This is a genomic window from Kitasatospora sp. NPDC088134 (genome assembly GCF_044741705.1).
Classification (GTDB): Bacteria; Actinomycetota; Actinomycetes; order Streptomycetales; family Streptomycetaceae; genus Kitasatospora.
In genome coordinates this window covers 183,263-208,266 of record NZ_JBIUTD010000008.1, presented here as the reverse complement: position 1 = coordinate 208,266, position 25,004 = coordinate 183,263, and the positions used below count along the sequence as shown (strand labels likewise).

Annotated in this window: 21 protein-coding genes; 15 read left to right on the top strand and 6 right to left on the bottom strand. The window is 72.7% G+C overall.

Going from position 1 to position 25,004, the window contains the following annotated elements; all coding sequences use genetic code 11:
* Nucleotides 1-129: 129 nt before the first annotated feature.
* From uvrA to ACIOHG_RS15885, 12 genes are all read left to right on the top strand, one after another.
* Nucleotides 130-3,009 carry an excinuclease ABC subunit UvrA gene (gene uvrA / locus ACIOHG_RS15940; RefSeq protein WP_400950404.1) on the top strand — a complete coding sequence of 960 codons (2,880 nt, stop codon included), beginning with the start codon at nucleotides 130-132 and terminating at the stop codon, nucleotides 3,007-3,009.
* A 101-nt stretch (nucleotides 3,010-3,110) separates the two neighbouring features.
* Nucleotides 3,111-3,587 (top strand): Rieske (2Fe-2S) protein, encoded by a 477-nt coding sequence (locus ACIOHG_RS15935; protein WP_400950401.1) that lies wholly within the window; start codon nucleotides 3,111-3,113, stop codon nucleotides 3,585-3,587.
* Nucleotides 3,588-3,791: 204 nt separating this feature from the next.
* Nucleotides 3,792-4,790, top strand: coding sequence for an ArsR/SmtB family transcription factor (locus ACIOHG_RS15930; protein WP_400950399.1), 999 nt, complete (start codon nucleotides 3,792-3,794; stop codon nucleotides 4,788-4,790).
* 74 nt (nucleotides 4,791-4,864) lie between these two features.
* On the top strand, nucleotides 4,865-6,868 hold the full coding sequence (uvrC, locus tag ACIOHG_RS15925; RefSeq protein ID WP_400950396.1) for an excinuclease ABC subunit UvrC: 2,004 nt from the start codon (nucleotides 4,865-4,867) through the stop codon (nucleotides 6,866-6,868).
* A gap of 2 nt (nucleotides 6,869-6,870) precedes the next feature.
* Nucleotides 6,871-7,749 (top strand): RNase adapter RapZ, encoded by an 879-nt coding sequence (rapZ, locus tag ACIOHG_RS15920; RefSeq protein ID WP_400950611.1) that lies wholly within the window; start codon nucleotides 6,871-6,873, stop codon nucleotides 7,747-7,749.
* A gap of 67 nt (nucleotides 7,750-7,816) precedes the next feature.
* Complete coding sequence (gene yvcK / locus ACIOHG_RS15915) at nucleotides 7,817-8,863, top strand: uridine diphosphate-N-acetylglucosamine-binding protein YvcK (RefSeq protein ID WP_400950393.1); 1,047 nt, start codon at nucleotides 7,817-7,819, stop codon at nucleotides 8,861-8,863.
* On the top strand, nucleotides 8,854-9,834 hold the full coding sequence (gene whiA, locus ACIOHG_RS15910) for a DNA-binding protein WhiA (RefSeq protein WP_030910402.1): 981 nt from the start codon (nucleotides 8,854-8,856) through the stop codon (nucleotides 9,832-9,834). Before yvcK ends, whiA begins: the two co-directional genes overlap by 10 nt.
* Nucleotides 9,835-10,052: 218 nt before the next feature.
* Nucleotides 10,053-11,060: a type I glyceraldehyde-3-phosphate dehydrogenase gene (gene gap / locus ACIOHG_RS15905; protein ID WP_400950390.1), complete on the top strand. Its 1,008-nt coding sequence runs from the start codon at nucleotides 10,053-10,055 to the stop codon at nucleotides 11,058-11,060.
* Nucleotides 11,061-11,219: 159 nt separating this feature from the next.
* Nucleotides 11,220-12,425 carry a phosphoglycerate kinase gene (locus ACIOHG_RS15900; RefSeq protein ID WP_400950387.1) on the top strand — a complete coding sequence of 402 codons (1,206 nt, stop codon included), beginning with the start codon at nucleotides 11,220-11,222 and terminating at the stop codon, nucleotides 12,423-12,425.
* Between the two features lie 8 nt (nucleotides 12,426-12,433).
* Complete coding sequence (tpiA, locus tag ACIOHG_RS15895; RefSeq protein ID WP_400950385.1) at nucleotides 12,434-13,219, top strand: triose-phosphate isomerase; 786 nt, start codon at nucleotides 12,434-12,436, stop codon at nucleotides 13,217-13,219.
* An 88-nt stretch (nucleotides 13,220-13,307) separates the two neighbouring features.
* Entirely contained in the window at nucleotides 13,308-13,541 is a 234-nt protein-coding gene (secG, locus tag ACIOHG_RS15890; RefSeq protein ID WP_400950382.1) for a preprotein translocase subunit SecG, read from the top strand.
* A 162-nt stretch (nucleotides 13,542-13,703) separates the two neighbouring features.
* Entirely contained in the window at nucleotides 13,704-13,991 is a 288-nt protein-coding gene (locus ACIOHG_RS15885; protein ID WP_400950608.1) for an RNA polymerase-binding protein RbpA, read from the top strand.
* Nucleotides 13,992-14,060: 69 nt separating this feature from the next.
* Here the strand turns inward: ACIOHG_RS15885 and pgl are convergent, their stop codons facing one another.
* From pgl to tkt, 5 genes are all read right to left on the bottom strand, one after another.
* Nucleotides 14,061-14,798, bottom strand: a complete 738-nt coding sequence (gene pgl / locus ACIOHG_RS15880) for a 6-phosphogluconolactonase (RefSeq protein ID WP_400950379.1) — start codon at nucleotides 14,796-14,798, stop codon at nucleotides 14,061-14,063.
* Entirely contained in the window at nucleotides 14,795-15,940 is a 1,146-nt protein-coding gene (opcA, locus tag ACIOHG_RS15875; RefSeq protein WP_400950377.1) for a glucose-6-phosphate dehydrogenase assembly protein OpcA, read from the bottom strand. The genes pgl and opcA overlap by 4 nt, the downstream gene beginning before the upstream one ends.
* Complete coding sequence (gene zwf / locus ACIOHG_RS15870) at nucleotides 15,937-17,496, bottom strand: glucose-6-phosphate dehydrogenase (protein ID WP_400950606.1); 1,560 nt, start codon at nucleotides 17,494-17,496, stop codon at nucleotides 15,937-15,939. The genes opcA and zwf overlap by 4 nt, the downstream gene beginning before the upstream one ends.
* A 70-nt stretch (nucleotides 17,497-17,566) precedes the next feature.
* Nucleotides 17,567-18,706, bottom strand: a complete 1,140-nt coding sequence (tal, locus tag ACIOHG_RS15865) for a transaldolase (RefSeq protein WP_400950374.1) — start codon at nucleotides 18,704-18,706, stop codon at nucleotides 17,567-17,569.
* A 96-nt stretch (nucleotides 18,707-18,802) separates the two neighbouring features.
* Entirely contained in the window at nucleotides 18,803-20,899 is a 2,097-nt protein-coding gene (gene tkt / locus ACIOHG_RS15860; RefSeq protein ID WP_400950372.1) for a transketolase, read from the bottom strand.
* 422 nt (nucleotides 20,900-21,321) lie between these two features.
* Here tkt and ACIOHG_RS15855 point away from each other — a divergent pair, with 422 nt between their 5' ends.
* Nucleotides 21,322-22,266, top strand: coding sequence for a heme o synthase (locus ACIOHG_RS15855; protein ID WP_400950604.1), 945 nt, complete (start codon nucleotides 21,322-21,324; stop codon nucleotides 22,264-22,266).
* Between the two features lie 26 nt (nucleotides 22,267-22,292).
* On the opposite strand, the gene ACIOHG_RS15850 is transcribed toward ACIOHG_RS15855, so the two are convergent.
* The gene (locus ACIOHG_RS15850; RefSeq protein WP_400950369.1) at nucleotides 22,293-22,937 is read right to left on the bottom strand and encodes a DUF2461 domain-containing protein; all 645 of its coding nucleotides are present in this window, start codon (nucleotides 22,935-22,937) and stop codon (nucleotides 22,293-22,295) included.
* A 163-nt stretch (nucleotides 22,938-23,100) separates the two neighbouring features.
* Between ACIOHG_RS15850 and ACIOHG_RS15845 the strand changes: the two genes are divergently transcribed.
* Both ACIOHG_RS15845 and ACIOHG_RS15840 read left to right on the top strand, forming a co-directional pair.
* On the top strand, nucleotides 23,101-23,691 hold the full coding sequence (locus tag ACIOHG_RS15845; RefSeq protein ID WP_400950367.1) for a chorismate pyruvate-lyase family protein: 591 nt from the start codon (nucleotides 23,101-23,103) through the stop codon (nucleotides 23,689-23,691).
* Nucleotides 23,688-25,001 (top strand): FAD-dependent monooxygenase, encoded by a 1,314-nt coding sequence (locus ACIOHG_RS15840; RefSeq protein ID WP_400950365.1) that lies wholly within the window; start codon nucleotides 23,688-23,690, stop codon nucleotides 24,999-25,001. The genes ACIOHG_RS15845 and ACIOHG_RS15840 overlap by 4 nt, the downstream gene beginning before the upstream one ends.
* Nucleotides 25,002-25,004: the final 3 nt, after the last annotated feature.

The window sequence follows — 25,004 nt, the reverse complement described above, 5'->3', positions numbered from 1 at the left end:
TTCACCCGTCCGGGTGGTCCCCGCTGGACAGCTCATGATTCGAACGAATGAGCTAGTACGCTGGCGGGCGCATCCTGGAAGAAGCACACCTCACTCTCCCCTTCGACCCGGAGAAAGGCGCCAGAAGCAGTGGCAGACCGCCTCGTCGTCCGTGGTGCACGCGAGCACAACCTCAAGAACGTCTCGCTCGACCTGCCCCGGGATTCCCTCATCGTCTTCACGGGCCTCTCCGGGTCCGGCAAGTCCTCGCTCGCCTTCGACACGATCTTCGCGGAGGGCCAGCGGCGCTACGTCGAGTCGCTGTCCTCCTACGCCCGGCAGTTCCTCGGGCAGATGGACAAGCCCGACGTCGACTTCATCGAGGGCCTCTCCCCGGCCGTCTCGATCGACCAGAAGTCCACCAACCGCAACCCGCGCTCCACCGTCGGCACCATCACCGAGGTGTACGACTACCTGCGCCTGCTGTTCGCCCGGATCGGCAAGCCGCACTGCCCGCACTGCGGCCGCCCGATCGCCCGGCAGTCGCCGCAGGCCATCGTCGACAAGGTGCTGGAGCTGCCCGAGGGCACCCGGTTCCAGGTGCTCAGCCCGGTGGTCCGGGAGCGCAAGGGCGAGTTCGTCGACCTCTTCGCCGACCTGCAGTCCAAGGGCTACGCCCGGGCCCGGGTGGACGGGCAGACCGTCCAGCTGACCGAGCCGCCGACGCTCAAGAAGCAGGAGAAGCACACGATCGAGGTGGTCGTCGACCGCCTCGCCGTGAAGTCCTCGGCCAAGCGCCGGCTCACCGACTCGGTGGAGACCGCGCTCAAGCTGGCCGGCGGCATGGTGGTGCTCGACTTCGTCGACCTGCCGGAGGACGACCCCGAGCGCGAGCGGATGTACTCCGAGCACCTCTACTGCCCGTACGACGACGTGTCGTTCGAGGAGCTGGAGCCGCGCTCGTTCTCCTTCAACTCCCCGTTCGGCGCCTGCCCGGACTGCTCGGGCCTGGGCAACCGGATGGAGGTCGACCCGGAGCTGGTCGTCCCCGACGAGGAGAAGTCGCTCGACGAGGGCGCCATCCACCCGTGGTCGCAGGGCGCCACCAAGGAGTACTTCCAGCGGCTGGTCGACGCGCTGGCCGGCGAGCTCGGCTTCCGCACCGACATCCCGTGGGCCGGCCTGCCGGTCCGGGCCAAGAAGGCGCTGCTGTACGGGCACAAGACCCAGGTCGAGGTCCGCTACCGCAACCGCTACGGCCGGGAGCGCTCGTACACCACCGCCTTCGAGGGCGCCGTCCCGTTCGTGACGCGCCGGCACTCCGAGTCGGAGAGCGACGCGGGCCGCGAGCGCTTCGAGGGGTACATGCGCGAGGTGCCCTGCCCGACCTGCAAGGGCAACCGGCTCAAGCCGGTGGTGCTCGCCGTCACGGTGATGGAGAAGTCCATCGCCGAGGTCTCGGCGATGTCGATCAACGACTGCGCGGACTTCCTCGGCGCGCTCCGGCTGGACCGGCGGGACAAGCAGATCGCCGAGCGGGTGCTGAAGGAGGTGCTGGAGCGGCTGCGCTTCCTGGTCGACGTCGGCCTGGACTACCTCTCGCTCAACCGCGCCGCCGGCACCCTCTCCGGCGGCGAGGCCCAGCGGATCCGGCTCGCCACCCAGATCGGCTCCGGCCTGGTCGGCGTGCTCTACGTGCTGGACGAGCCGTCCATCGGCCTGCACCAGCGCGACAACCACCGCCTGATCGAGACCCTGGTCCGGCTGCGGGACATCGGCAACACCCTGATCGTCGTCGAGCACGACGAGGACACCATCAAGACCGCCGACTGGATCGTCGACATCGGCCCCGGCGCCGGCGAGCACGGCGGCAAGGTGGTGCACTCCGGCTCGCTGCCCGAGCTGCTGGCCAACGAGGAGTCGCTGACCGGCCAGTACCTGTCCGGCCGGCGGAGCATCCCGATCCCGGCCGCCCGCCGCCCGCGCGACAAGAAGCGCCAGCTGGTGGTGCACGGCGCCCGCGAGCACAACCTCAAGGACGTCTCGGTCGCCTTCCCGCTCGGCACCTTCACGGCCGTCACGGGCGTCTCCGGCTCCGGCAAGTCCACGCTGGTCAACGACATCCTGTACGCGCACCTGGCCCGCGAGCTGAACGGCGCCCGCAGCGTCCCCGGCCGGCACACCCGGATCACCGGCACCGACCAGGTCGACAAGGTGGTGCACGTCGACCAGTCGCCGATCGGCCGCACCCCGCGCTCCAACCCGGCCACCTACACCGGCGTCTTCGACCACGTGCGCAAGCTGTTCGCGGAGACCCAGGAGGCCAAGGTCCGCGGCTACCTGCCCGGCCGGTTCTCGTTCAACGTCAAGGGCGGCCGCTGCGAGAACTGCTCCGGCGACGGCACCATCAAGATCGAGATGAACTTCCTGCCGGACGTCTACGTCCCCTGCGAGGTCTGCCACGGCGACCGCTACAACCGGGAGACGCTGGAGGTCCATTACAAGGGCAAGTCCATCGCCGAGGTGCTGAACATGCCGATCGAGGAGGCGCTCGACTTCTTCGAGGCCGTCCCCGCGATCGCCCGCCACCTCAGGACGCTCAAGGAGGTCGGTCTCGGCTACGTCCGGCTCGGCCAGCCCGCCACCACCCTCTCCGGCGGCGAGGCCCAGCGCGTCAAGCTCTCCGCCGAACTCCAGAAGCGCTCCACCGGGCGGACGGTCTACGTCCTCGACGAGCCCACCACCGGCCTGCACTTCGAGGACATCAGCAAGCTGATCAAGGTGCTGGAGGGCCTGGTCGACAAGGGCAACACCGTCATCGTCATCGAGCACAACCTCGATGTCATCAAGACCGCCGACTGGCTGGTCGACATGGGCCCCGAGGGCGGCTCCGGCGGCGGCTCGGTCGTGATCGAGGGCACCCCGGAGGAGGTCGCGGCCTGCACCGCCAGCCACACCGGCAAGTTCCTCCGCGACATCCTGCCGAACGTCTCGGACGCGGCGCCGGCCAAGCGCCGGAAGAAGCAGTAGCGGCACGGCAGTTCGGCCCGGGGAGCCGCGCGCGCTCCCCGGGCCGTCCCCTGCCCGCGTGCTAGGTTGCTGCGGCCGTTCCCCGCTTCCGAGGAGTCCACGTGACCGAGCCCGTCGCCTCTCGCCGTACCGTCCTGTGCTGCGCCGCCGTCGCGCTGGCCGGCGCCACGGCGGCCGGCTGCTCCTCCGGCGCCTCCACCACCGGCTCCTCCTCGAACGGCGCCGGGGAGACCAAGGACACCGGCAAGCCGACCACCCCGGCCACGCAGGCCACCCAGGCCGCCCCGGTCGACCTCGGGCCCGCGGCGGACGTCCCGGTGGGCGGCGGCAAGGTGTACCGGGAGCAGGCCGTGGTGGTGACCCAGCCGACCGCGGGCGAGTACAGGGCCTTCGGCGCCAAGTGCACCCACGCCGGCTGCCTGGTCAACGGTGTGGAGAAGCAGCAGATCCAGTGCCTGTGCCACGGCAGCCGGTTCGGCATCGCCGACGGCGCCGTCCAGGACGGCCCCGCGCCGAAGCCGCTGCCCGCGTACAAGGTCGCCGTGCAGAACGGCAACCTCCAGGTCACCAAGGGCTGACCGGCCGGCCCCCTGCCCGCACCCCCGTGCCGGGCAGGGGGCCGGGCGTCCCCCCGCGCTCCCCGCTGCCGCCCAGCATCGCGGCCCGGCCGCCCCGCGCCAAAAGCATTCAGCCCTGCCTTAAAGGCCGCTGGACCGCGCCCGCCCCCGCGCGCCAGAATCGGCACCGCCGGGGCGGGCACGACGACGGGGGGAGCGGGACGGGTGGCGCTGCGCATCCACTTCACGGCGCAGGACCTGGCCCGGGTCCGGGTGGCGCCGACCGCCGGGCCGCTCGCCGAGGCCTTCCACGGCCTGGAGGTGCTGGCGCACTGCGGCAACGCCCTGCCGTTCCGGCCCTGGCGGGCCAAGCTGCCCGGCCGGCTCGACGACGCCTGCCGCCCGCTGCGGTCGCTGCTGCCGCGGAGCGGGCCCTCGCTGGACCTGATCGGCCTGGTCGGCACCGACCCCTCCGCCGAGGCGGGCCTGGAGGCGCTGCTCGGGGTCGCCGACGAGGTCCTCCGGCTCGAACTGCTGCACATCGACGCCCCGGCCGCCGACCGGGTCTGGCTGGGCGAGCTGATGGACGGCGACCTGTCGGCCCGCCGGGTGCTCGCCGACGCGCTCGCCGCCGCCCACCGCGACCTGATCGCTCCGCACTGGGGCCGGATGCGGGCCCACCTGGACGCCTTCCGGACGGACTGCGCCCGCACCGTCCTGGACGGCGGCGTGGAGCGCCTGCTGGCGACGCTCTGCCCGCCGGCGGTCCGCTGGAGCCCCCCGGTGCTGGAGGTCGGCTACTACCGCCCGGTCGACGTGCACCTCGACGGGCGCGGCCTGGTGATCGCCCCGATGGTCTTCCTGACCGGCCGCCCCCACCTGCTCACCGACATCGCCGACGAGGCCGCCGCGCCGGTCCTGGCGGTGCCCACCGTCCGCGACCCGCTGGCCGCGGCCGCGCTGTGGGGCGAGCGGCCCGGCGGCGCCGCGCCGCTGGCCGCGCTGCTCGGCCGGACCAGGGCGGCCGCGCTGGAACTGGTCACCGACGGCTGCAGCACCACCGAGCTGGCCCGCCGCCTCGACGTCTCCCCGGCCGCCGCCAGCCAGCACGCCACCGTGCTGCGCAACGCCCGGTTGATCACCACCCGCCGCCGCGGCGGCGCGGTGCTGCACACCATCACCCCGCTCGGCACCGACCTGCTGGTCCGGAGCGCCGCCGGGTGACCCGCGCGGCGCGTTGATCGTCCGAGCCGCGGAACCGGTCACGGACCGTCAGTACGAGTCGGTACGGTAGGGGCATGGCTGACCCGTCCACCTACCGTCCGGCGCCGGGGGCGATCCCGCCCTCGCCCGGGGTGTACAAGTTCCGTGACGCGCACGGGCGGGTCATCTACGTCGGCAAGGCGAAGAGCCTGCGCCAGCGGCTCGCCTCGTACTTCCAGGACGTGGCGAACCTGCACCCGCGCACCGCGACGATGGTGACCACCGCGGCGTCCGTGGAGTGGACGGTGGTGTCCACCGAGGTCGAGGCGCTCCAGCTGGAGTACTCCTGGATCAAGGAGTTCGACCCGCGGTTCAACGTCAAGTACCGGGACGACAAGAGCTACCCGGAGCTGGCCGTCACCCTGAACGAGGAGTACCCCCGGGTCCAGGTGATGCGCGGGGCGCACAAGAAGGGCGTGCGCTACTTCGGGCCGTACGGGCACGCCTGGGCGATCCGCGAGACGGTCGACCTGATGCTCCGGGTGTTCCCGGTCCGCACCTGCTCCAACGGCGTCTTCAAGCGGGCCCGCCAGGTCGGCCGCCCCTGCCTGCTGGGGTACATCGGCAAGTGCGCGGCGCCCTGCGTGGGCAAGGTCACCGCCGCCGAGCACCGCGAACTCGCCGAGGAGTTCTGCGACTTCATGGCCGGCCGGACGGGCAACCACCTGCGCCGGCTGGAGCAGCAGATGCAGCAGGCCGCCGAGGACATGGAGTACGAGCGGGCGGCCCGGCTGCGCGACGACCTGGGCGCGCTGCGGCGGGCGATGGAGAAGAACGCGGTGGTGCTGGGCGACGGCACCGACGCCGACCTGCTGGCCGTCGCCGAGGACGAGTTCGAGGCGGCCGTGCAGATCTTCCACGTCCGCGGCGGCCGGGTCCGCGGCCAGCGCGGCTGGATCACCGACAAGGTCGAGGACGTGGACACCGCCGGCCTGGTCGAGCACGCCCTCCAGCAGCTGTACGGCGCCGGCACCGGGCAGGTCCCGCGCGAGGTGCTGGTCCCGGTGCTGCCCGAGGAGGCCGTGCACGCGTGGCTGACCGGCCTGCGCGGCGCCCAGGTCGACCTGCGGGTCCCGCAGCGCGGCGACAAGAAGGACCTGATGGAGACGGTCCGGCGGAACGCCCAGCAGGCGCTGGCCCTGCACAAGACCAGGCGCGCCTCCGACCTGACCACCCGCAGCCGCGCCCTCCAGGAGATCGCCGACGCGCTGGAGCTGGACTCGGCGCCGCTGCGGATCGAGTGCTTCGACATCTCGCACCTGCAGGGCGAGGACGTGGTGGCCTCGATGGTGGTGTTCGAGGACGGCCTGGCCCGCAAGAGCGAGTACCGGCGGTTCCAGATCAAGACCTTCGAGGGCCAGGACGACGTCCGCTCGATGCACGAGGTGATCACCCGCCGGTTCCGCCGCTACCTCCAGGAGCGCGAGCGGACCGGCGAGTGGGCCGTCCCCGAGGAGCTCCCGGAGGGCGAGGAGGCGTTGACCGACGAGAACGGCCGCCCCAAGCGCTTCGCCTACCCGCCGCAGCTGCTGGTCGTCGACGGCGGTCAGCCGCAGGTCGCCGCCGCCGCGCGCGCGCTGGCCGAACTCGGCATCGACGACGTCGCGGTCTGCGGCCTGGCCAAGCGGCTGGAGGAGGTGTGGCTGCCCGGGCAGGACGACCCGGTGGTGCTGCCGCGCTCCAGCGAGGGCCTGTACCTGCTCCAGCGGGTCCGCGACGAGGCGCACCGCTTCGCCATCGGCTACCAGCGGACCAAGCGCGCCAAGCGGCTCACGGCGGGGGAACTGGACTCCGTCCCCGGCCTCGGCGAGACTCGCCGCCGGGCCCTGCTCAAGCACTTCGGTTCGCTGAAGAAACTGCGGGCGGCCACGGTCGACGAGCTGTGCGAGGTCCCCGGGATCGGGCGCCGCACCGCGGAGACTGTTGCCGCAGCCTTGGCCTCCCGTACACCCGCCGCATTCGCGGTCAACACCGCGACCGGCGAGATCATCGAAGACAGCACCGCCACAGCAGTACCGAGAAGCGGGGAAGAGACGTGACTGTGTCCAACGGGGGAGAAGACACCCCCGAGCTGGTGATCATCTCCGGCATGTCCGGGGCGGGGCGGTCCACCGCCGCGAAGTGCCTGGAGGACCTCGGCTGGTTCGTGGTGGACAACCTGCCGCCCGCGCTGATCCCGACCATGGTCGACCTGGGCGCGCGCTCGCAGGGCGCGGTGCCGCGGATCGGCGTGGTGGTGGACGTCCGCGGCCGGACGTTCTTCGACGACCTGCTGACCTCGCTGGAGGAGCTGGAGAAGCGCGGCGTCCGGCTCCGGGTGGTCTTCCTGGACTCCTCCGACGACGCGCTGGTCCGCCGCTTCGAGAACGTCCGCCGCCCGCACCCGCTGCAGGGCGACGGCCGGATCGTCGACGGCATCGCCCAGGAGCGCGAACTGCTGCGCGAACTGCGCGGCGAGGCCGACCTGGTGGTCGACACCTCCAACCTCAACGTGCACCAGCTGCGCGCCAAGATGGACGCCCAGTTCGCCGGCCAGGACGAGCCCGAACTGCGCGCCACCGTGATGTCCTTCGGCTTCAAGTACGGCCTGCCGGTCGACGCCGACCTGGTGGTGGACTGCCGCTTCCTGCCGAACCCGCACTGGGTGCCGGAGCTGCGGGCCCGGACCGGGACCGACCCCGACGTGGCAGAGTACGTCTTCCAGCAGCCCGGGGCGCAGCCGTTCCTGGACGGCTACGCCGAACTGCTGCGGATCATCGCCGAGGGCTACCGCCGCGAGGGGAAGCGCTACATGACGCTTGCCGTAGGCTGCACCGGAGGCAAGCACCGCAGCGTGGCGATGTCCGAGCAGCTGACCAAGCGACTGATCGCGGACGGCGTCGAAACGGTGCTGGTCCACCGCGACATGGGCCGGGAGTGACGGCCGGGGACCCACCGGTCCCCGCCACCACCGCCGGCCGGGCACGAGACAGGAACATGGGGTCGGCGTGACGGTATACGGGCCACCGCGGCAGCAGCTCCAGCACCGGCCTGCCGAGCGGCCACCCCGTCGGGCGCCGCGCATCACCGCGCTCGGCGGCGGCCAGGGCCTGTCCGCCTCGCTGTCCGCGCTGCGCCGGCTCACCAACGAGCTGACCGCGGTGGTCACCGTCGCCGACGACGGCGGCTCCAGCGGGCGGCTGCGCGCCGAACTCGGCGTGCTGCCGCCCGGTGACCTGCGCAAGGCGCTGGCCGCGCTGTGCGGCGACGACGACTGGGGCCGCACCTGGTCCGAGGTGATCCAGCAGCGCTTCGCCGGCAGCGGCGAACTCGGCGGCCACGCCGTGGGCAACCTGCTGATCGTGGCGCTCTGGGAGAAGCTCGGCGACCCGGTCGAGGCGCTGAACTGGGTCGGCCGGCTGCTGAACGTGCAGGGCCGGGTGCTGCCGATGTCCGCCGTCCCGCTGGACATCGAGGCGCAGGTCCGCGGCCACGACCCGCTGCGCCCCGCCGAGGTGACGGCGGTCCGCGGCCAGGCCGCGGTCGCGGTCACCCCGGGCACCGTGCAGTCGATCCGGCTGCTCCCGGACGAGCCGCCGGCCGTCCCCGACGCCGTGCAGGCCGTCCTGGAGGCGGACTGGGTGGTGCTCGGCCCCGGCTCCTGGTTCACCAGCGTGCTGCCGCACCTGCTGGTCCCCGAGCTGGCCAAGGCGCTCATCGAGACCCGGGCCCGCCGCCTGCTCACCCTCAACCTGGCCCCGCAGCCCGGCGAGACCGAGGGCTTCACCCCGCAGCGCCACCTGGAGGTGATCGCCGACCACGCCCCCGGCCTGGCGGTGGACGCGATCCTGGTGGACGAGCGCGCGGTCAGCGGCGGCGCCTTCGGCGTCGCCGACCTGGCCGGCCTGGAACAGGCCGCCGGACGGATGGGCGCCGCACTGGTGCTCGACTCGGTGGCCCGCGACGACGGCACCCCGCGACACGACGCGGAGCTCTTGGCCGCCGCGTACGACCGGATTTTCCGGACTCATGGAAGGATCGGCCCATGGCGATGACGGCAGCGGTGAAAGACGAGATCTCCCGGCTTCCCGTCACCCGTGCCTGCTGCCGCAAGGCGGAGGTCTCGGCGATCCTGCGCTTCGCGGGCGGACTGCACATTGTGAGCGGCCGCATCGTGATCGAGGCGGAGCTGGACACCGGCATTGCGGCGCGGCGGCTGCGCAAGGACCTCCTGGAGATCTTCGGACACTCCTCGGATCTGGTGGTGATGGCCCCCGGCGGGCTGCGACGCGGCAGCCGGTACGTGGTGCGGGTGGTGAAGGACGGCGAGCTGCTGGCCCGGCAGACCGGGCTGGTGGACGGACGCGGACGGCCGATCCGGGGCCTGCCCCCGGCGGTGGTCTCCGGCGCGACCTGCGACGCGGAGGCCGCCTGGCGCGGCGCCTTCCTGGCGCACGGCTCGCTGACCGAGCCCGGGCGCTCCTCCTCGCTGGAGATCACCTGCCCCGGCTCGGAGGCCGCCCTCGCCCTGGTCGGCGCGGCCCGCCGGCTCGGCATCCCGGCCAAGGCCCGCGAGGTGCGCGGCGTCGACCGGGTGGTGATCCGCGACGGCGACGCGATCGGCGCGCTGCTCACCCGCCTCGGCGCGCACGAGTCGGTGCTGGCCTGGGAGGAGCGCCGGATGCGCCGCGAGGTCCGGGCCACCGCCAACCGGCTGGCCAACTTCGACGACGCCAACCTGCGCCGCTCGGCCCGCGCCGCGGTCGCGGCCGGCGCCCGGGTGCAGCGCGCCCTGGAGATCCTCGGCGAGGAGGTGCCCGAGCACCTGGCCGCGGCCGGCGCGCTGCGGATGCAGCACAAGCAGGCCTCGCTGGAGGAGCTGGGCGCGCTCGCCGACCCGCCGCTGACCAAGGACGCGGTGGCCGGTCGGATCCGCCGCCTGCTGGCGATGGCCGACAAGCGGGCCGCCGAACTCGGCCTGCCCAACACCGAGGCCAACCTGACCGAGGAGATGGCCCTGAGCTGACGGTTCGTCAACCGTCCGTGCACACCCGGAAGGGGCGTGCGGCACCCGTCCGGAACGGGGCCGCCCGCCCCTTCCGGCCGTTCCGGCCGTTGCGCCCTACCGGTGAGGCGATGTGCCTTGCGACACTTGGGGGAGGTAGGGTCAGCAGTGGTCGGGGAAAACCCAAAATTTCACCCCCGTCGGGCTCCGGCCCGGCGTACCTAAGAGGAGATCGGTTCGTGACGATCCGGGTAGGCATCAACGGGTTCGGCCGCATCGGCCGCAACTTCTTCCGTGCGGTCAAGGCCCAGGGCGCGGACATCGAGATCGTCGGTGTCAACGACCTGACGGACACCAAGACCCTCGCTCACCTGCTCAAGTACGACACCACTCTCGGTACCTTCCCCGGCGAGGTCTCGCACACCGAGGACAGCATCACCGTCGACGGCCACACCTTCAAGGTCACCGCCGAGCGCGACCCCGCCAACCTTCCCTGGGCCGAGCTGGGCGCCGACATCGTCGTCGAGTCCACCGGCATCTTCACCAAGGCCGATGCTGCGAAGAAGCACATCACCGCCGGTGCGAAGAAGGTCATCATCTCGGCGCCGGCCACCGACGAGGACATCACCATCGTCCTCGGTGTCAACGAGGACAAGTACGACGCCGCCGCGCACGACATCATCTCCAACGCGTCCTGCACCACCAACTGCGTCGCCCCGATGGCGAAGGTGCTGAACGAGAACTTCGGCATCGTCAAGGGCCTGATGACGACGGTGCACGCGTTCACCAACGACCAGGTCACCCTGGACTTCCCGCACAAGGACCTGCGTCGCGCCCGCGCCGCCTCGCAGAACATCATCCCGACCTCGACGGGCGCCGCCAAGGCGACCGCCCTGGTCCTGCCGGAGCTCAAGGGCAAGCTGGACGGCACCTCGCTGCGCGTCCCCGTCCCGACCGGCTCGATCACCGACCTGGTGGTCACCCTGGAGCGCGAGGTCACCAAGGACGAGGTCAACGCCGCGTTCCAGAAGGCCGCCCAGGAGGGCCCGCTGAAGGGCATCCTGGCGTACACCGAGGACCCGATCGTCTCCTCCGACATCGTGAACGACCCGCACTCCTGCATCTTCGACTCGCAGCTGACGATGGTTCAGGGCAACCAGGTCAAGGTGCTCGGCTGGTACGACAACGAGTTCGGCTACTCGAACCGCCTGGTCAACCTGGTCTCCCTGGTCGGCGACCAGCTCTGATTCCAGCGGTAGCTGACGTGCGGTAAGGGGCAGGGCCCGGACGGCTTCGACCGCCGACCGGGCCCTGCCGCTGCGCCCACCCTCGTCGTCCTACCCCTTACCGGTGGCCCGCCGTCGTGTCGCCGTCTGCGCACCGTTCCACCCCTGAGGAGCAAGACCGTGAAGACGATCGAAGACCTGGAGGTCTCCGGCAAGCGGGTGTTCGTCCGCGCCGACCTCAACGTGCCGCTGTCCGGTGACACCATCACCGACGACGGCCGGATCCGCGCCGTCGCGCCGACCATCGCCAAGCTCGTCGAGCGCGGCGCCCGCGTCGTGGTGGCCTCGCACCTGGGCCGCCCGAAGGGCGAGCCCGACCCGAAGTTCTCCCTCGCGCCGGTGGCCGTCCGCCTCGGCGAGATCCTGGGCCGCCCGGTGGCGTTCGCCACCGACACGGTCGGGGAGAGCGCGAAGGCCACCGTCGCCGCCCTCGGCGACGGCGAGGTCACGCTGCTGGAGAACCTCCGCTTCAACGCGGGCGAGACCTCCAAGGACGACGCCGAGCGCGGCGCGTTCGCCGACGAGCTGGCCGCCCTGGCGGACCTGTACGTCGGCGACGGCTTCGGCGCGGTGCACCGCAAGCACGCCTCCGTCTACGACCTGCCGGCCCGGCTGCCGCACGCCGTCGGCGACCTGATCGCCACCGAGGTCGGCGTGCTCAAGCGCCTCACCGAGGACGTGGCCCGCCCGTACGTGGTGGTGCTCGGCGGCTCCAAGGTCTCCGACAAGGTCGGCGTGATCGAGAACCTGCTCGACAAGGCCGACCGGATCCTGATCGGCGGCGGCATGATGTACACCTTCATCGCGGCCCAGGGCCACGGCGTGGGCGCCTCGCTGCTCCAGGAGGACCAGATCCCGGTCGTCCAGGACTACCTGAAGCGCGGCGCCGAGCAGGGCGTGGAGTTCGTCATCCCGCTGGACACCGCGGTCTCCGGCAGCTTCCCGGACGTCAAGACCGGCGCCCCGGTGGCGGACTACGCGGTCGTCGACGTGGACGCGATCCCGGACGGCGCGCTCGGCCTGGACATCGGCCCGAAGACCGCGCAGCTGTTCGCGGAGAAGATCGCCGACGCGCGGACGGTGTTCTGGAACGGCCCGATGGGCGTCTTCGAGCACCCCGCGTTCGCCGACGGCACCCGCGCGGTCGCCCAGGCGCTGGTCGACTCCGACGCGTTCACCGTGGTCGGCGGCGGCGACTCGGCGGCGGCGGTCCGCACCCTGGGCTTCGACGAGGCCAAGTTCGGACACATCTCGACCGGCGGTGGCGCGAGCCTCGAGTACCTGGAGGGCAAGACCCTCCCCGGTCTCGCCGCCCTGGAGGACTGAGAAGGATCATGACTGAGCGTCTCCCGCTGATGGCGGGCAACTGGAAGATGAACCTCGACCACTTCGAGGCGCTGCGCCACACCCAGGCGCTGGCGTTCTCGCTGACGGACAAGGACTACGCGGCCGTCGAGGTCGCCGTGCTGCCCCCGTTCACCGACCTGCGGTCGGTGCAGACCCTGGTCGACGGCGACAAGCTGAAGCTCAAGTACGGCTCGCAGGACATCTCGCAGCACGACGGCGGCGCGTACACCGGTGAGGTGTCCGGCCCGATGCTGGCGAAGCTGAACTGCGCCTACGCGGTGATCGGCCACTCCGAGCGCCGCCAGTACCACGGCGAGAACGAGGAGATCGTCAACGCCAAGGTGAAGGCCGCCTACCGGCACGGGATCACCCCGATCCTGTGCGTCGGCGAGCCGCTGGAGGTCCGCAGGGCCGGCACCCACGTCGCGTACACCCTCGCCCAGCTCGACGGCGCCCTGGACGGCGTCCCGGCGTCCGACGCCGAGAGCATCGTCGTCGCGTACGAGCCGGTCTGGGCGATCGGCACCGGCGAGGTCGCCACCCCCGAGGACGCGCAGGAGGTCTGCGGCGCGATCCGGGCCCGCCTCGCCGAGCTGTACGGGCCCGAGCTGGCCGACAAGGTCCGCGTCCTGTACGGCGGTTCGGTGAAGTCCTCGTCCGCGGCCGGCCTGATGGCCAAGCCCGACGTGGACGGCGCCCTGATCGGCGGGGCCTCGCTGGACGCCGACGAGTTCGTCAAGATCGTGCGCTACCGTGAGCAGGCAGTAGGCTAACGCCGCCGCAGCAACGTAGGCTTTGGGGCCGGACCGCGAGGAGCGGGCCCGGCCCCTTCGCCGCAGATTCGAGAGAGTTGGTCCCGTCGTGGTCCTCGGGTTCGAGATTGCTCTGATCATCCTCAGTGTGCTGATGATCCTGATGGTGCTGCTCCACAAGGGCAAGGGCGGTGGCCTGTCCGACATGTTCGGCGGCGGCGCGTCCTCCACCGGCGGCGGTTCCGCGGTGGCCGAGCGCAACCTCGACCGCATCACCGTGATCCTCGGCATCGCCTGGTTCGCCTGCATCGTGGTGCTCGGGCTGCTGCTCAAGAACAACTGACCCGAAGTCGTCGGGCGGTGGTGGCGCAGGCTTAACCGCCGCTTACACTAGGACGACTTCGCCACCGTCCGCCCAGCCGCGGCCGGACGGCACCAGCACGCAGGGAGTCAGACCGTGGCAAGTGGCAACGCGATCCGAGGCAGCAGGGTGGGCGCCGGCCCGATGGGCGAGGCGGAGCGCGGCGAGTCCGCTCCCCGTAACCGGATCTCCTTCTGGTGCGCGAACAAGCACGAGACGCGACCCAGCTTCGCGGCGGAGGCGGCCGTCCCGGAGACCTGGGACTGCCCCCGCTGCGGCTTCCCGGCCGGCCAGGACGAGCACAACCCGCCCGCCCCGGCCCGCAACGAGCCCTACAAGACCCACCTCGCCTACGTCCGCGAGCGGCGCACCGACGCCGACGGCGAGGCGATCCTCGCCGAGGCGCTGGCCAAGCTGCGCGGCGAGATCTGAGGCACCGTGCGGAAGGCCCGGCCCCCTGGCGGGGGCCGGGCCTTCCGGCGTGACGGGCGTGACGGGGCGTCAGGCGAGGCTGCTCGCGGCGGCCGCGTCGATCAGCCACAGGGTGCGCTCGGTGCCCGTCACGGCGCTCGCCGGGGCGGTGTCGGCGTCCGGGCCGGTCAGGGCGAGGGCGACGGCCTCGGCCTTGTCCGGTCCGGCGGCCAGCAGCCAGGCCTGGCGGGCGGTGTTGAGGGCGGGCAGGGTGAGCGAGAGCCGGGTCGGCGGCGGCTTCGGGGAGTCGTGCACCGGGAGAACCGTTCCGCCGGACTGCCGGACCCCGGGGTGGCCGGGGAACAGCGAGGCGACGTGGGCGTCCGGGCCGACGCCCAGCAGCAGGACGTCGAAGACCGGTAGCGGCTCGCCCGGTTCGGCGGCCGCGGCCAGTTCGGCGGCGTACCGGACGGCGGCCTCCTCGGCGGAGGAGCCGTCGTCGGCCGGCATCTCGTGGACGCGGGCGCCGAGCGGCCGGACGGCGTCCAGGAACGCGGCCGCCTGCACGGCGTTGCGCTCCGGGTCGCCGGCCGGCAGGTACCGCTCGTCGCCCCACCACAGGTGGACGCCCGCCCAGTCGACCGCGTCGCGCGCCGGGTGGGCGGCGAGCGCGGCCAGCAGGGCGTTGCCGTTGCGGCCGCCGGTGAGCACCGCGTGCGCGGTGCCGCGGGCGGCCTGGGCGTCGACCAGGGCGGTGATCAGCCGGGCGGCCGCGGCCTGGGCCAGCAGCGCGGCGTCCGCGTGCACCAGGACCTGACGGCCGCTCACTGACCGCTCCGCTTGCGGGCGGTGGACTTCTTGGCGGCGCCGGACTTCTTCGCCGGGGCCGCCTTCTTCGCGGGCGCGGCGGTCTCGTCCTCGGCGATCTCCTCCGCCACCTCGACCTCGGCCGCCGCCGCCTCGACCTCCGCCGCCTCGGCCTCGACCTCCGCCGCGTGGCCCTCGACGGTGCCGCCGGGGCCCGCGTGCTCGACGCCGGCGATCCGCTCGCGCAGCCGGTCCACGGGGGTCCGGACGGCAGTCGCGTAGATGTCGTCGGGGTCGAGGCGGCGCAGTTCCTCGGCGATCAGTTCGGCGGTGTCGCGGCGCTTCAGCGCGACCATCCGGTCGGGCGCGCCGGGCATGCAGAGCGTGCCGAGCAGGCCGTCGGGGCGGTCGAGCGTGATGTCGCCCTCCTCGGTGCGGAGCCGGACGGCGGTGATGCCGGGGCCGCCGGTGACGACCCGTTCGACCGGGACGCGCAGGCGGTTGTGCAGCCACAGGCCGAGCAGTTCGACGCTGGGGTTGTACGACTCGCCCTCGACCACGGCGCCGACGATCCGCACGGCGCGCTGGTCGAGCGCGGCGGCGAGCATCGAGCGCCAGCCGGTGATCCGGGTCCAGGCCAGGTCGGTGTCGCCGGGGGTGTAGCCGGCCGCCCGCTGGGCGAGCTGGCCGACCGGGGACTCCGCGGTGACGGCGTCGGTGATCCGGCGCTGGGCGAGCGCGCCCAGCGGGTCCTGGGCCGGGTTGAGCGGCGCGTTGTCCGGCCACCAGACCACCACGGGGGCGTCCGGCAGCAGCAGCGGCAGCACCACCGACTGGGCGTGCGCGGCGAGTTCGCCGTGCATCCGGAGCACGACGGTCTCGCCGCTACCCGCGTCGGTGCCGACCAGGATCTCGGCGTCCAGCCGGGTCTCGGCCCGGGCGCGGGGCGAGCGCCCGGCCCGCTTGATGACCGCGAGGGTCCGCGAGGGGTGCTCGCGGGACGCGTCGTTGGCGGCCTTCAGGGCGTCGTAGGCGCTGCCCTCGTCGGTCACGATGACCAGGGTCAGCACCATGCCGGCCGCGGTGGAGCCGCTGGCCCGGCGGGCGTCCATCAGGGCAGCGTTGATCTTGCTGGACGTGGTGTTCGTCAGGTCGATCTTCATGGCCGGCGCCAGCTCCTGCCGTCTCGTGCGAGCATCTCGTCCGCCTCGACCGGGCCCCAGGTGCCGGCCGGGTACTGCGCGGGCTTGCCGTGGCTGTCCCAGTACTGCTCGATCGGGTCGAGGATCTGCCAGGACAGCTCGACCTCCTGGTGCCGCGGGAAGAGGTTCGCGTCGCCGAGCAGCACGTCCAGGATGAGGCGCTCGTACGCCTCGGGGCTGGACTCGGTGAAGGACTCGCCGTAGGCGAAGTCCATCGTGACGTCGCGGACCTCCAGCGCGGTGCCGGGGACCTTCGAGCCGAACCGCACGGTGACGCCCTCGTCCGGCTGGACGCGGATCACCAGGGCGTTCTGGCCGAGCTCCTCGGTGGCGTAGGAGTCGAACGGCAGGTACGGGGCGCGCTGGAAGACCACCGCGATCTCGGTGACCCGGCGGCCCAGCCGCTTGCCGGTGCGCAGGTAGAACGGGACGCCCGCCCAGCGCCGGTTGTTGATCTCCAGCTTGATGGCGGCGTAGGTGTCGGTCTTCGACTCGGGGTCGATGCCGTCCTCGTCGAGGTAGCCGACCACCTCCTCGCCGCCCTGCCAGCCCGCCGCGTACTGGCCGCGCACGGTGTGCGCGCCCAGGTCGGCGGGCAGCTTGACGGCGCTGAGCACCTTCAGCTTCTCGGCCACCAGCGCCTTCGGGTGGAAGGACGCCGGCTCCTCGATCGCGGTCAGCGCCATCAGCTGCAGCAGGTGGTTCTGGATCACGTCGCGGGCGGAGCCGATGCCGTCGTAGTAGCCGGCCCGGCCGCCGATGCCGATGTCCTCGGCCATGGTGATCTGCACGTGGTCGACGTACGACCGGTTCCAGATCGGCTCGAACATCTGGTTGGCGAAGCGCAGCGCCAGGATGTTCTGGACGGTCTCCTTGCCCAGGTAGTGGTCGATCCGGAAGACCTCGTCCCGCGGGAAGACCTCGTGGACGATCCGGTTCAACTCCTGGGCGCTCTCCAGGTCGTGGCCGAACGGCTTCTCGATCACGGCGCGCCGCCAGGAGCCCTTCGGCGGGTCGGTCAGGCCGTGCTTCTTGAGCTGCTGGACCACCGTCGGGAAGAACTTCGGCGGCACCGACAGGTAGAAGGCGAAGTTGCCGCCGGTGCCCTGCGCCCGGTCGAGGTCCTCGATGGTGCGGCGCAGGGTGTCGAAGGCCTCGTCGTCGCCGAAGTCGCCCTGGACGAAGCGCATGCCCTTGGCGAGCTGCTGCCAGACCTCCTCGCGGAAGGGCGTGCGGGCGTGCTCCTTGACGGCGTCGTGCACCTCGTTGGCGAAGTCCTCGTCCTCCCACTCGCGGCGGGCGAACCCGACCAGCGAGAAGCCCGGCGGCAGCAGGCCGCGGTTGGCGAGGTCGTAGACGGCCGGCATCAGCTTCTTGCGGGACAGGTCGCCGGTGACGCCGAAGATCACCAGCCCGGACGGGCCGGCGATCTGCGGCAGTCGCCGGTCGGCGGGGTCGCGCAGCGGGTTGACGGGGCGTTCCGGGGTGTCTCCCGCGGTCGGCTCCGTCCCCTCCACGTCCGGGTACGGCTGGGTGTTGCTCACTGTGGTGTGCTCCGCTTTCGTCGCTTCAGTTCGTGAGCAGGAGTCAGTTCTTGCCGTGCGCGTCGAGCGCCGCGGCGACGGTGTCGAGCAGCTCGGTCCAGGAGGCCTCGAACTTCTGCACGCCCTCGTCCTCCAGGACCTGGACCACGTCGTCGTAGTCCACGCCCGCGGCGGCGACCGCGTCGAGCACGGCCTGCGCGTCCTCGTAGTGCGGGGTGATGGTGTCGCCGGTGACCGCGCCGTGGTCGTCGGTGGCGTCCAGGGTGGCCTCGGGCATGGTGTTGACGGTGCCCGGGGCGACCAGCTCGGTCACGTACAGGGTGTCCGGCAGGTTCGGGTCCTTGACGCCGGTGGACGCCCAGAGCGGGCGCTGCGGCTTGGCGCCGGCCGCCTCCAGGGCCGCCCAGCGGGCCGAGGCGGGCTTGCTGCCGTCGACCGAGCCGTAGACCTCCTCGTACGCCCGGTAGGCGAGGCGGGCGTTGGCCACGGCGGCCTTGGAGCGCAGCTCCTTGGCCTCGGGGGTGCCGACCGCGTCCAGGCGCTTGTCGATCTCGGTGTCGACCCGGGAGACGAAGAACGAGGCGACCGACTCGATCTGCGAGAGGTCGAGGCCGGCGGCCTTGGCGGTCTCCAGGCCGGTCAGGTGGGCGTCGATGACGGCCTTGTAGCGCTCCAGCGAGAAGATCAGCGTGACGTTGACGCTGATGCCCCTGCCGAGCACCTCGCTGATCGCGGGCAGGCCGGCCACCGTCGCCGGGATCTTGATCAGGACGTTCGGGCGGTCGACCAGCCACCACAGCTGCTTGGCCTCGGCGACGGTGGCCGCGGTCTCGTGGGCCAGCCGCGGGTCGACCTCGATGGAGACCCGGCCGTCGCGGCCGTTGGAGGCGTCGTAGACGGGGCGCAGCACGTCGGCGGCGTCGCGCACGTCCGAGGTGGTGATCATGCGGATCGCCTCGTCGGTGGTGACCTTGCGCACCGCGAGGTCGGTCAGCTGGCCGTCGTAGGCGGCGCTGCCGCCGCCGATGGCCTTCTGGAAGATGGTCGGGTTGGTGGTGACGCCGACGACGTGCTTCTCCTGCACCAGCTCGGCCAGGTTGCCGGAGTTCAGCCGGTCGCGGCTCAGGTCGTCGAGCCAGATCGCCACGCCTTCTTCGCTGAGGCGGTTCAAAGCGTCGGTCATGGTGCTCAGTCCCTCTTCTTCTTTTCGTACGTCGGGTGGAGTCCGGGGAACCGGCCCGGGGCAGTGCGGATACCCCGGGCCGGGCGGATCAGCGCGTCAGCGCGAGACGGCCTCGACCGTGCGCAGCGAGGCGCGGGCGGCGTTGGCCACCGCCTCGGCGGTGATGCCGAACTCCTGGTACAGCACCTGGTAGTCGGCGGAGGCGCCGAAGTGGTCCAGGCTGATGATCCGGCCGGCGTCGCCGACCAGCTCGCGCCAGCCCTGGGCGATGCCCGCCTCGACCGAGACCCGGGCCCGGACGTTCGGGGGCAGCACGCTGTCCCGGTACGCCTGGTCCTGCTCGTTGAACCACTCGACCGAGGGCAGCGAGACCACCCGGGTCGGGGTGCCCTCGGCCTGCAGCGCCTCGCGGGCCTGCACGGCGAGCTGCACCTCGGAGCCGGTGCCGATCAGGATCACCTTGGGCTCGCCGCCCTCGGCCTCGGCCAGCACGTAGCCGCCCCGGGCCGCGCCCTCGGCGGAGCCGAACACCTCGCGGTCGAAGGTCGGCACGCCCTGCCGGGTCAGCGCCAGGCCGACCGGGCCGGGGTGGCTGGTCTGCCGCTCCAGCACGGTGCGCCACACCACGGCGGTCTCGTTGGCGTCCGCCGGGCGGACCACGGCGAGGCCGGGGATGGCGCGCAGCGCGGCCAGGTGCTCGACCGGCTGGTGGGTCGGGCCGTCCTCGCCGAGGCCGATCGAGTCGTGCGTCCAGACGTAGACCACCGGCAGCTTCATCAGCGCGGCGAGCCGGACGGCGGGGCGCATGTAGTCGGAGAACACCAGGAAGGTGCCGCCGTAGATCCGGGTGCGGCCGTGCAGGGCGATGCCGTTCATCACGGAGCCCATGGCGTGCTCGCGGATGCCGAAGTGGATCGTCCGGCCGTACGGCGAGGCGCTCTTGAGCGGGTTGCCCTCCGGCAGGAAGGAGGACTCCTCGTCGATGGTGGTCAGGTTGGACTCGGCGAGGTCCGCGGAGCCGCCCCAGAGTTCGGGGACCAGCTTGCCGACGGCCTTCAGGGTGTCGCCGGAGGCCTTGCGGGTGGCGACGTCCTTGCCGGCCGGGAAGGACGGGATCGCCTTCTCCCAGCCGTCGGGCAGCTCGCCGGTCTGGATCCGGTCGAACTCGGCGGCGCGCTGCGGGTTGGCGGCGCGCCAGTCGGCGAGTTCGGCGTCCCAGGCGGCGCGGGCGGCCTGGCCGCGGACGACGACCTCGCGGGCGTGCGCGACGACCTGGTCGGAGACCTCGAAGGTCTTGGCCGGGTCGAAGCCGAGCACCTTCTTGGTGGCGGCGATCTCGGCGTCGCCGAGGGCCGAGCCGTGCGCCTTCGCGGTGTCCTGGGCGTTCGGCGCGGGCCAGGCGATGATGGTGCGCATCGCGATGATCGACGGCTTGCCGGTCTCGGCCCGGGCGGCCTCCAGCGCGGCGGCCAGCGCGGCCACGTCGATGTCGCCGTCGGCCTTCGGGGCGACCCGCTGGACGTGCCAGCCGTACGCCTCGTAGCGGGCCAGCACGTCCTCGGAGAACGCGGTGGCGGTGTCGCCCTCGATCGAGATGTGGTTGTCGTCGTAGAGCGCGACCAGGTTGCCCAGCTTCTGGTGGCCGGCCAGCGAGGACGCCTCGGCGGAGATGCCCTCCTCCAGGTCGCCGTCGGAGACGATCGCCCAGACGGTGTGGTCGAACGGCGAGGTGCCGGGCGCCGCGTCCGGGTCGAACAGGCCGCGCTCGTAGCGGGCCGCCATCGCCATGCCGACCGCGTTGCCGATGCCCTGGCCGAGCGGGCCGGTGGTGGTCTCGACACCGGCGGTGTGGCCGTGCTCGGGGTGGCCGGGGGTGCGGCTGCCCGCGACCCGGAAGGCCTTCAGGTCGTCCAGCGAGAGTCCGTAGCCGGACAGGAACAGCTGGGTGTACAGCGTGAGGGAGGTGTGCCCGGGGGAGAGCACGAAGCGGTCGCGGCCGACCCAGGACGGGTCGGTCGGGTCGTGGCGCAGGAAGCGCTGGAAGATCAGATACGCCGCGGGCGCGAGGGACATGGCGGTGCCGGGGTGTCCGTTCCCCACCTTCTGCACGGCGTCCATCGCCAGTACCCGGGCCGTGTCGACGGCCCGCTGGTCCCACTCGCTCCACTCGAAAACGTTCGGCGTCGTGCTCACCCTGACTCAGGGCTCCTTCCGGATTTTGTGAAGTGTGACCCCGTGAAGGGGACCGGTTCGGCCACGTCGCTGTGGTGGTGCCGATCACGGAGGGTTGATCCCGCTTCTCTGTGCGAGCCTACCGTTTGCCGGGCACCTCACCCTCTGTGCCGGGCAACGCGAGTGCCGGGCGTCGCATTCCGCCGCCGGTTCCCCGGCAGTCCCCTGGCGATCCGTCAACTGCTCTGTCCTACCTTCACCCGTCCGGGGAGGCCATGCCCGTCCGATGGGCAAGACGGGAACGGACGCGGCTCGCCGGAGGACCCCGGGGCGGATCGGGAGATATGGAACGTCTATGGTTGCGTGGTACGCGCAGAGCGGACGGCGGGCACCCTGCGGGTCTCCGGGTCGCCTGTGGAAGTTCATCGACTGTTGAGGTGTCCGTGACCGCCGTCGAATCCCGCCCCGCAGGGGTGGTGGTAGGGACGAGGACCGCGCCCCGGCCGTTCGGGGCCCGGGTCGGCGCATTCGTCGCCCTCACCAAGCCCCGCATCATCGAGCTGCTGCTGATCTCCACGGTGCCGGTGATGTTCCTCGCCCAGGGCGGCGTGCCGGACCTGTGGCGGGTGCTCGCGGTGGTGGTCGGCGGCTACCTCTCGGCGGGCGGCGCCAACGCCCTCAACATGTACATCGACCGGGACATCGACGCGGTGATGTCCCGCACCGAGCGGCGCCCGATCGTCACCGGCATGGTCTCCCCCCGGGAGGCGCTGGTCTTCGGCGTCACGCTGGCCGTGGTCTCCACCCTCTGGCTGGGCGTCCTGGTCAACTGGCTGTCCTCGGCGCTCGCGCTGGGCGCCCTGCTGTTCTACGTCTTCGTCTACACCCTGGGCCTCAAGCGCCGCACCTCGCAGAACGTGGTCTGGGGCGGCATCGCCGGCTGCATGCCGGTGCTGGTCGGCTGGTCCTCGGTGACGGACTCGCTGTCCTGGGCGGCCGTGGTGCTGTTCCTGGTGGTGTTCTTCTGGACGCCGCCGCACACCTGGGTGCTGATGATGAAGGTCCGCGACGACTACGCCAAGGCCGGCGTGCCGATGCTGCCGGTGATCCGCGGCAACATCGGCGTCGCCAAGCAGGTCGTCGTCTACTCCTGGGTGATGGTGGCGACCTCGCTGCTGCTCTGGCCGGCCGCGCACACCAGCTGGCTGTACCCGACCGCCGCCGCCGTCCTCGGCGCGCTGTGGATGAAGGAGGCGTACGCGCTCCAGTCGCGCGCCAAGGCCGGCATCGTGGGCGCCAAGCTCAAGGAGATGCGGCTGTTCCACTGGTCGATCACCTACCTGACCCTGCTGTTCCTGGTCGTGGCGATCGACCCGTTCGTGGGCTGACGCCCCCTCGCTCCACCCCCTCGGCCTCAGCGCGGCGGAAGCTCGCTGGGGCCGACGTGGTTCTCCAGCCACGCGTGCAGCGGCGCCGCCGCGTGCAGGAAGCCGGTGATCCGGCCGTACGCCGCCGCGGTGCCCAGCCAGGCCGCGGGCTCCCACTCCTGCCAGGCGATCAGGCCCTTGTGGCGCAGCAGTTCGATCCGCGGGTGGTCCTTCGGGACGCCGCGCGGCGCCGTCTTCAGGCTGTCCCGGCCCACCACCTGCGGCCCGGCCGCCCGCACCCGCGCCACCACCCGCTCCAGCTCGGCGCCCGGCACGTCCTCGGCCACCGCCGTGCGGTAGCGGGCCAGCTGGTCGCTCGCCAGGTGGTAGTACCCCAGCCCGCAGGCCAGCCCGTCGGCGGACAGCTGCACGTAGCCGCCGGACTCCAGGTACCCGCCGAGGTGCGTCTTGTACGGGGACTTGTCGGCCGAGAACCGGACGTCCCGGTTCGGCCGGAAGATCTTCCCCGGGCCGAACTCCGGCTCCAGCCGGGCCAGCAGGGCCTCCATCGGGGCCCGGACGACCTCGTCGTACACCGCGCGGTGCGCGGCCCAGAAGGTCTTCGAGTTGTCGGCCTCCAGGTGCTCGTAGAACTCCAGCGCCTCGGCCGGCCAGCCACGGAAATCGTTCACCCGGACAGTATTCCCGCCCCGGGGCGGTCCGCCGAACGGCCCGGCCCGGGCCCGGACGGCTTTGCCCGGACATGAGGTGACGTTTCGTCAGCGGAAACAGTTGTCGAGTAGGGTCGGCCACCGTTCGGTACGCCGAACGTCGTCGACATCCTCGGGGGAACCGATGCCGCTGCACTCCATCGACGTGTCCGCACACGCCTTCGCCACCCGGAAACCGGCCGAGACGGCCGTCCGGATCGGGCGCTTCGCCGCCCCGCCCACCCGGATGCTGCTCAGCACCGACGGGCTCACCACGACCCTGCTGGAGGCGTGGACCGGGGCGCCCGCCCGGATCGGCGGCGCCGACCACCGCCGGCTGCCCGCGGCCGCGGCCCCCGCCGGGACCGCCGCCCTGCTCGGCGCCGGGCCCGAGGAGCAGCTGATCGTCCGCCGCTCGGTGCTGACCGGCCGGGACGGAGCCGAGCTCTCCCGCAACGTGGTGGTTGCCCGGCCCGCCCTGGACGCCGACGCCGACCGCTGCCTGACCGACACCGACGCCCCGATCGGCGCCGCCCTGCAGGCCAGCGGCACCGCCCACCGGCGCACCGTGCTGGACGCCGGGGTCCGGGACTGGGACGGCGCGCCCGCCGCCTACAAGACCTACCTGCTCTGGCACGGCCGCCGACCGCTGGCCGCCGTCACCGAGACCTTCAACCCCGCCGTGGTGCCCGCCGCGCTCGGCGCCGGACTGCTCGCCGCCGGAGGCAGCCGGTGACCGCCCGCCGCACCGCCGTCGCCGTGGTCGGCGCCGGGCCCGCCGGACTCGTCCTCGCCCACGTGCTGCGCCGGGCCGGGATCGGGGTCACCGTCCACGAGCGGCTCTCCCGCGCCGAGCTGGAGCGCACCGCCCGGGCCGGCGTGCTCGAACACCGGGTGGTCGAGTACCTGCGCGCCCTCGGTCTCGCCGACCGGCTGACCGCCGAGGGCGAGCGGCACGGCGAGTGCGAGCTGGTCTGCCTCGGCGAGAAGGTACTGGTCGACTACGGGGCGCTCTCCGGCGGCGTCCGGCACTGGGTCTACCCGCAGCAGCTGCTGGTCCGCGACCTGATCGCCGCCTACGAGAAGGACGGCGGCGCCATCGCCTTCGAGCGGCCCGTCGAGTCGGTCGCCCTCGACGGCGACGGCCGCCCCGTGCTGCGCACCGCCGACGGCGAGCTGCGCGCCGATTGGGTGGTCGGCTGCGACGGCGCGCGCAGCACGGTCGCCGCGGCCTTCCCCGATGGCGGACTCCCCGACGGCGGACGCCCCGACGGCGGGGACGGGCCGGCCCGGCGCTACCCGTACGACTGGCTGACCGTGCTGGCCCGGATCTCCCGCCCGGTCGAGCAGATCCGCTACGCGGTGCACGCCGACGGGTTCGCCGGGATGATGCCGCGCACCGCCGATGTCGGCCGGTTCTACCTGGAGGTCCCGGCGGGGGAGGAGCTGTCCGGCTGGGACGAGCCGCGGATCCGGGCCGAGCTGGAGCGGCGGCTCGCCCTGGACGCGGGCGACCCCGCGCTCGGCGGCCTGCTGGAGACCGGCATGCTGCGGATGCGCGGCCGGGTCGCCGCCCGGATCCGGGCCGGGCGGCTGCTGCTGGCCGGGGACGCCGCGCACACCGTCACCCCGTCCGGCGCCAAGGGCCTCAACTCGGCGGTCGCCGACGTCGCCGACCTGGCCGGGGCGCTGGTGGCCGCCGTCCGGGACGGGGACGAGCGCGCCCTGGACGGCTACCAGGAGCGTCGGCTGGAGGCCGCCTGGGAGACCCAGGAGTTCTCCGACCAGCTGCTCGAACTGCTCCACCTGCCGGCCGGGATCCCGTCCGGGCAGCGCGAGTTCGCGCTGCGGCTGCGGCTGCGGCGGATCCACCGGATCGCCCGCCCCGGCCCGGAGGCCGAGGCGTTCGCCCGGGCCTACGCGGGCGCGGGGGAGCTGCCCGCCGCCCCGGCGGGTCCGGCGGTGCCCCCCGCGCGGGCGGCGGGGCGCGACGTGTGGCCGTCGGCACAGGGCGGCGGCGTCGCCAGCCGGACTACCGGTCGGTAGCAT

What these genes read in the sequence shown, in the direction of transcription:
- ACIOHG_RS15845 (WP_400950367.1), top strand. Translation starts at nt 23,101, where the DNA reads ATGCCGCTGCACTCCATCGACGTGTCCGCACACGCCTTCGCCACCCGG.
- uvrC (WP_400950396.1), top strand. Translation starts at nt 4,865, where the DNA reads ATGGCTGACCCGTCCACCTACCGTCCGGCGCCGGGGGCGATCCCGCCC.
- ACIOHG_RS15885 (WP_400950608.1), top strand. Translation starts at nt 13,704, where the DNA reads ATGGGCGAGGCGGAGCGCGGCGAGTCCGCTCCCCGTAACCGGATCTCC.
- opcA (WP_400950377.1), bottom strand. Translation starts at nt 15,940, where the DNA reads ATGAAGATCGACCTGACGAACACCACGTCCAGCAAGATCAACGCTGCC.
- tpiA (WP_400950385.1), top strand. Translation starts at nt 12,434, where the DNA reads ATGACTGAGCGTCTCCCGCTGATGGCGGGCAACTGGAAGATGAACCTC.
- tal (WP_400950374.1), bottom strand. Translation starts at nt 18,706, where the DNA reads ATGACCGACGCTTTGAACCGCCTCAGCGAAGAAGGCGTGGCGATCTGG.
- whiA (WP_030910402.1), top strand. Translation starts at nt 8,854, where the DNA reads ATGGCGATGACGGCAGCGGTGAAAGACGAGATCTCCCGGCTTCCCGTC.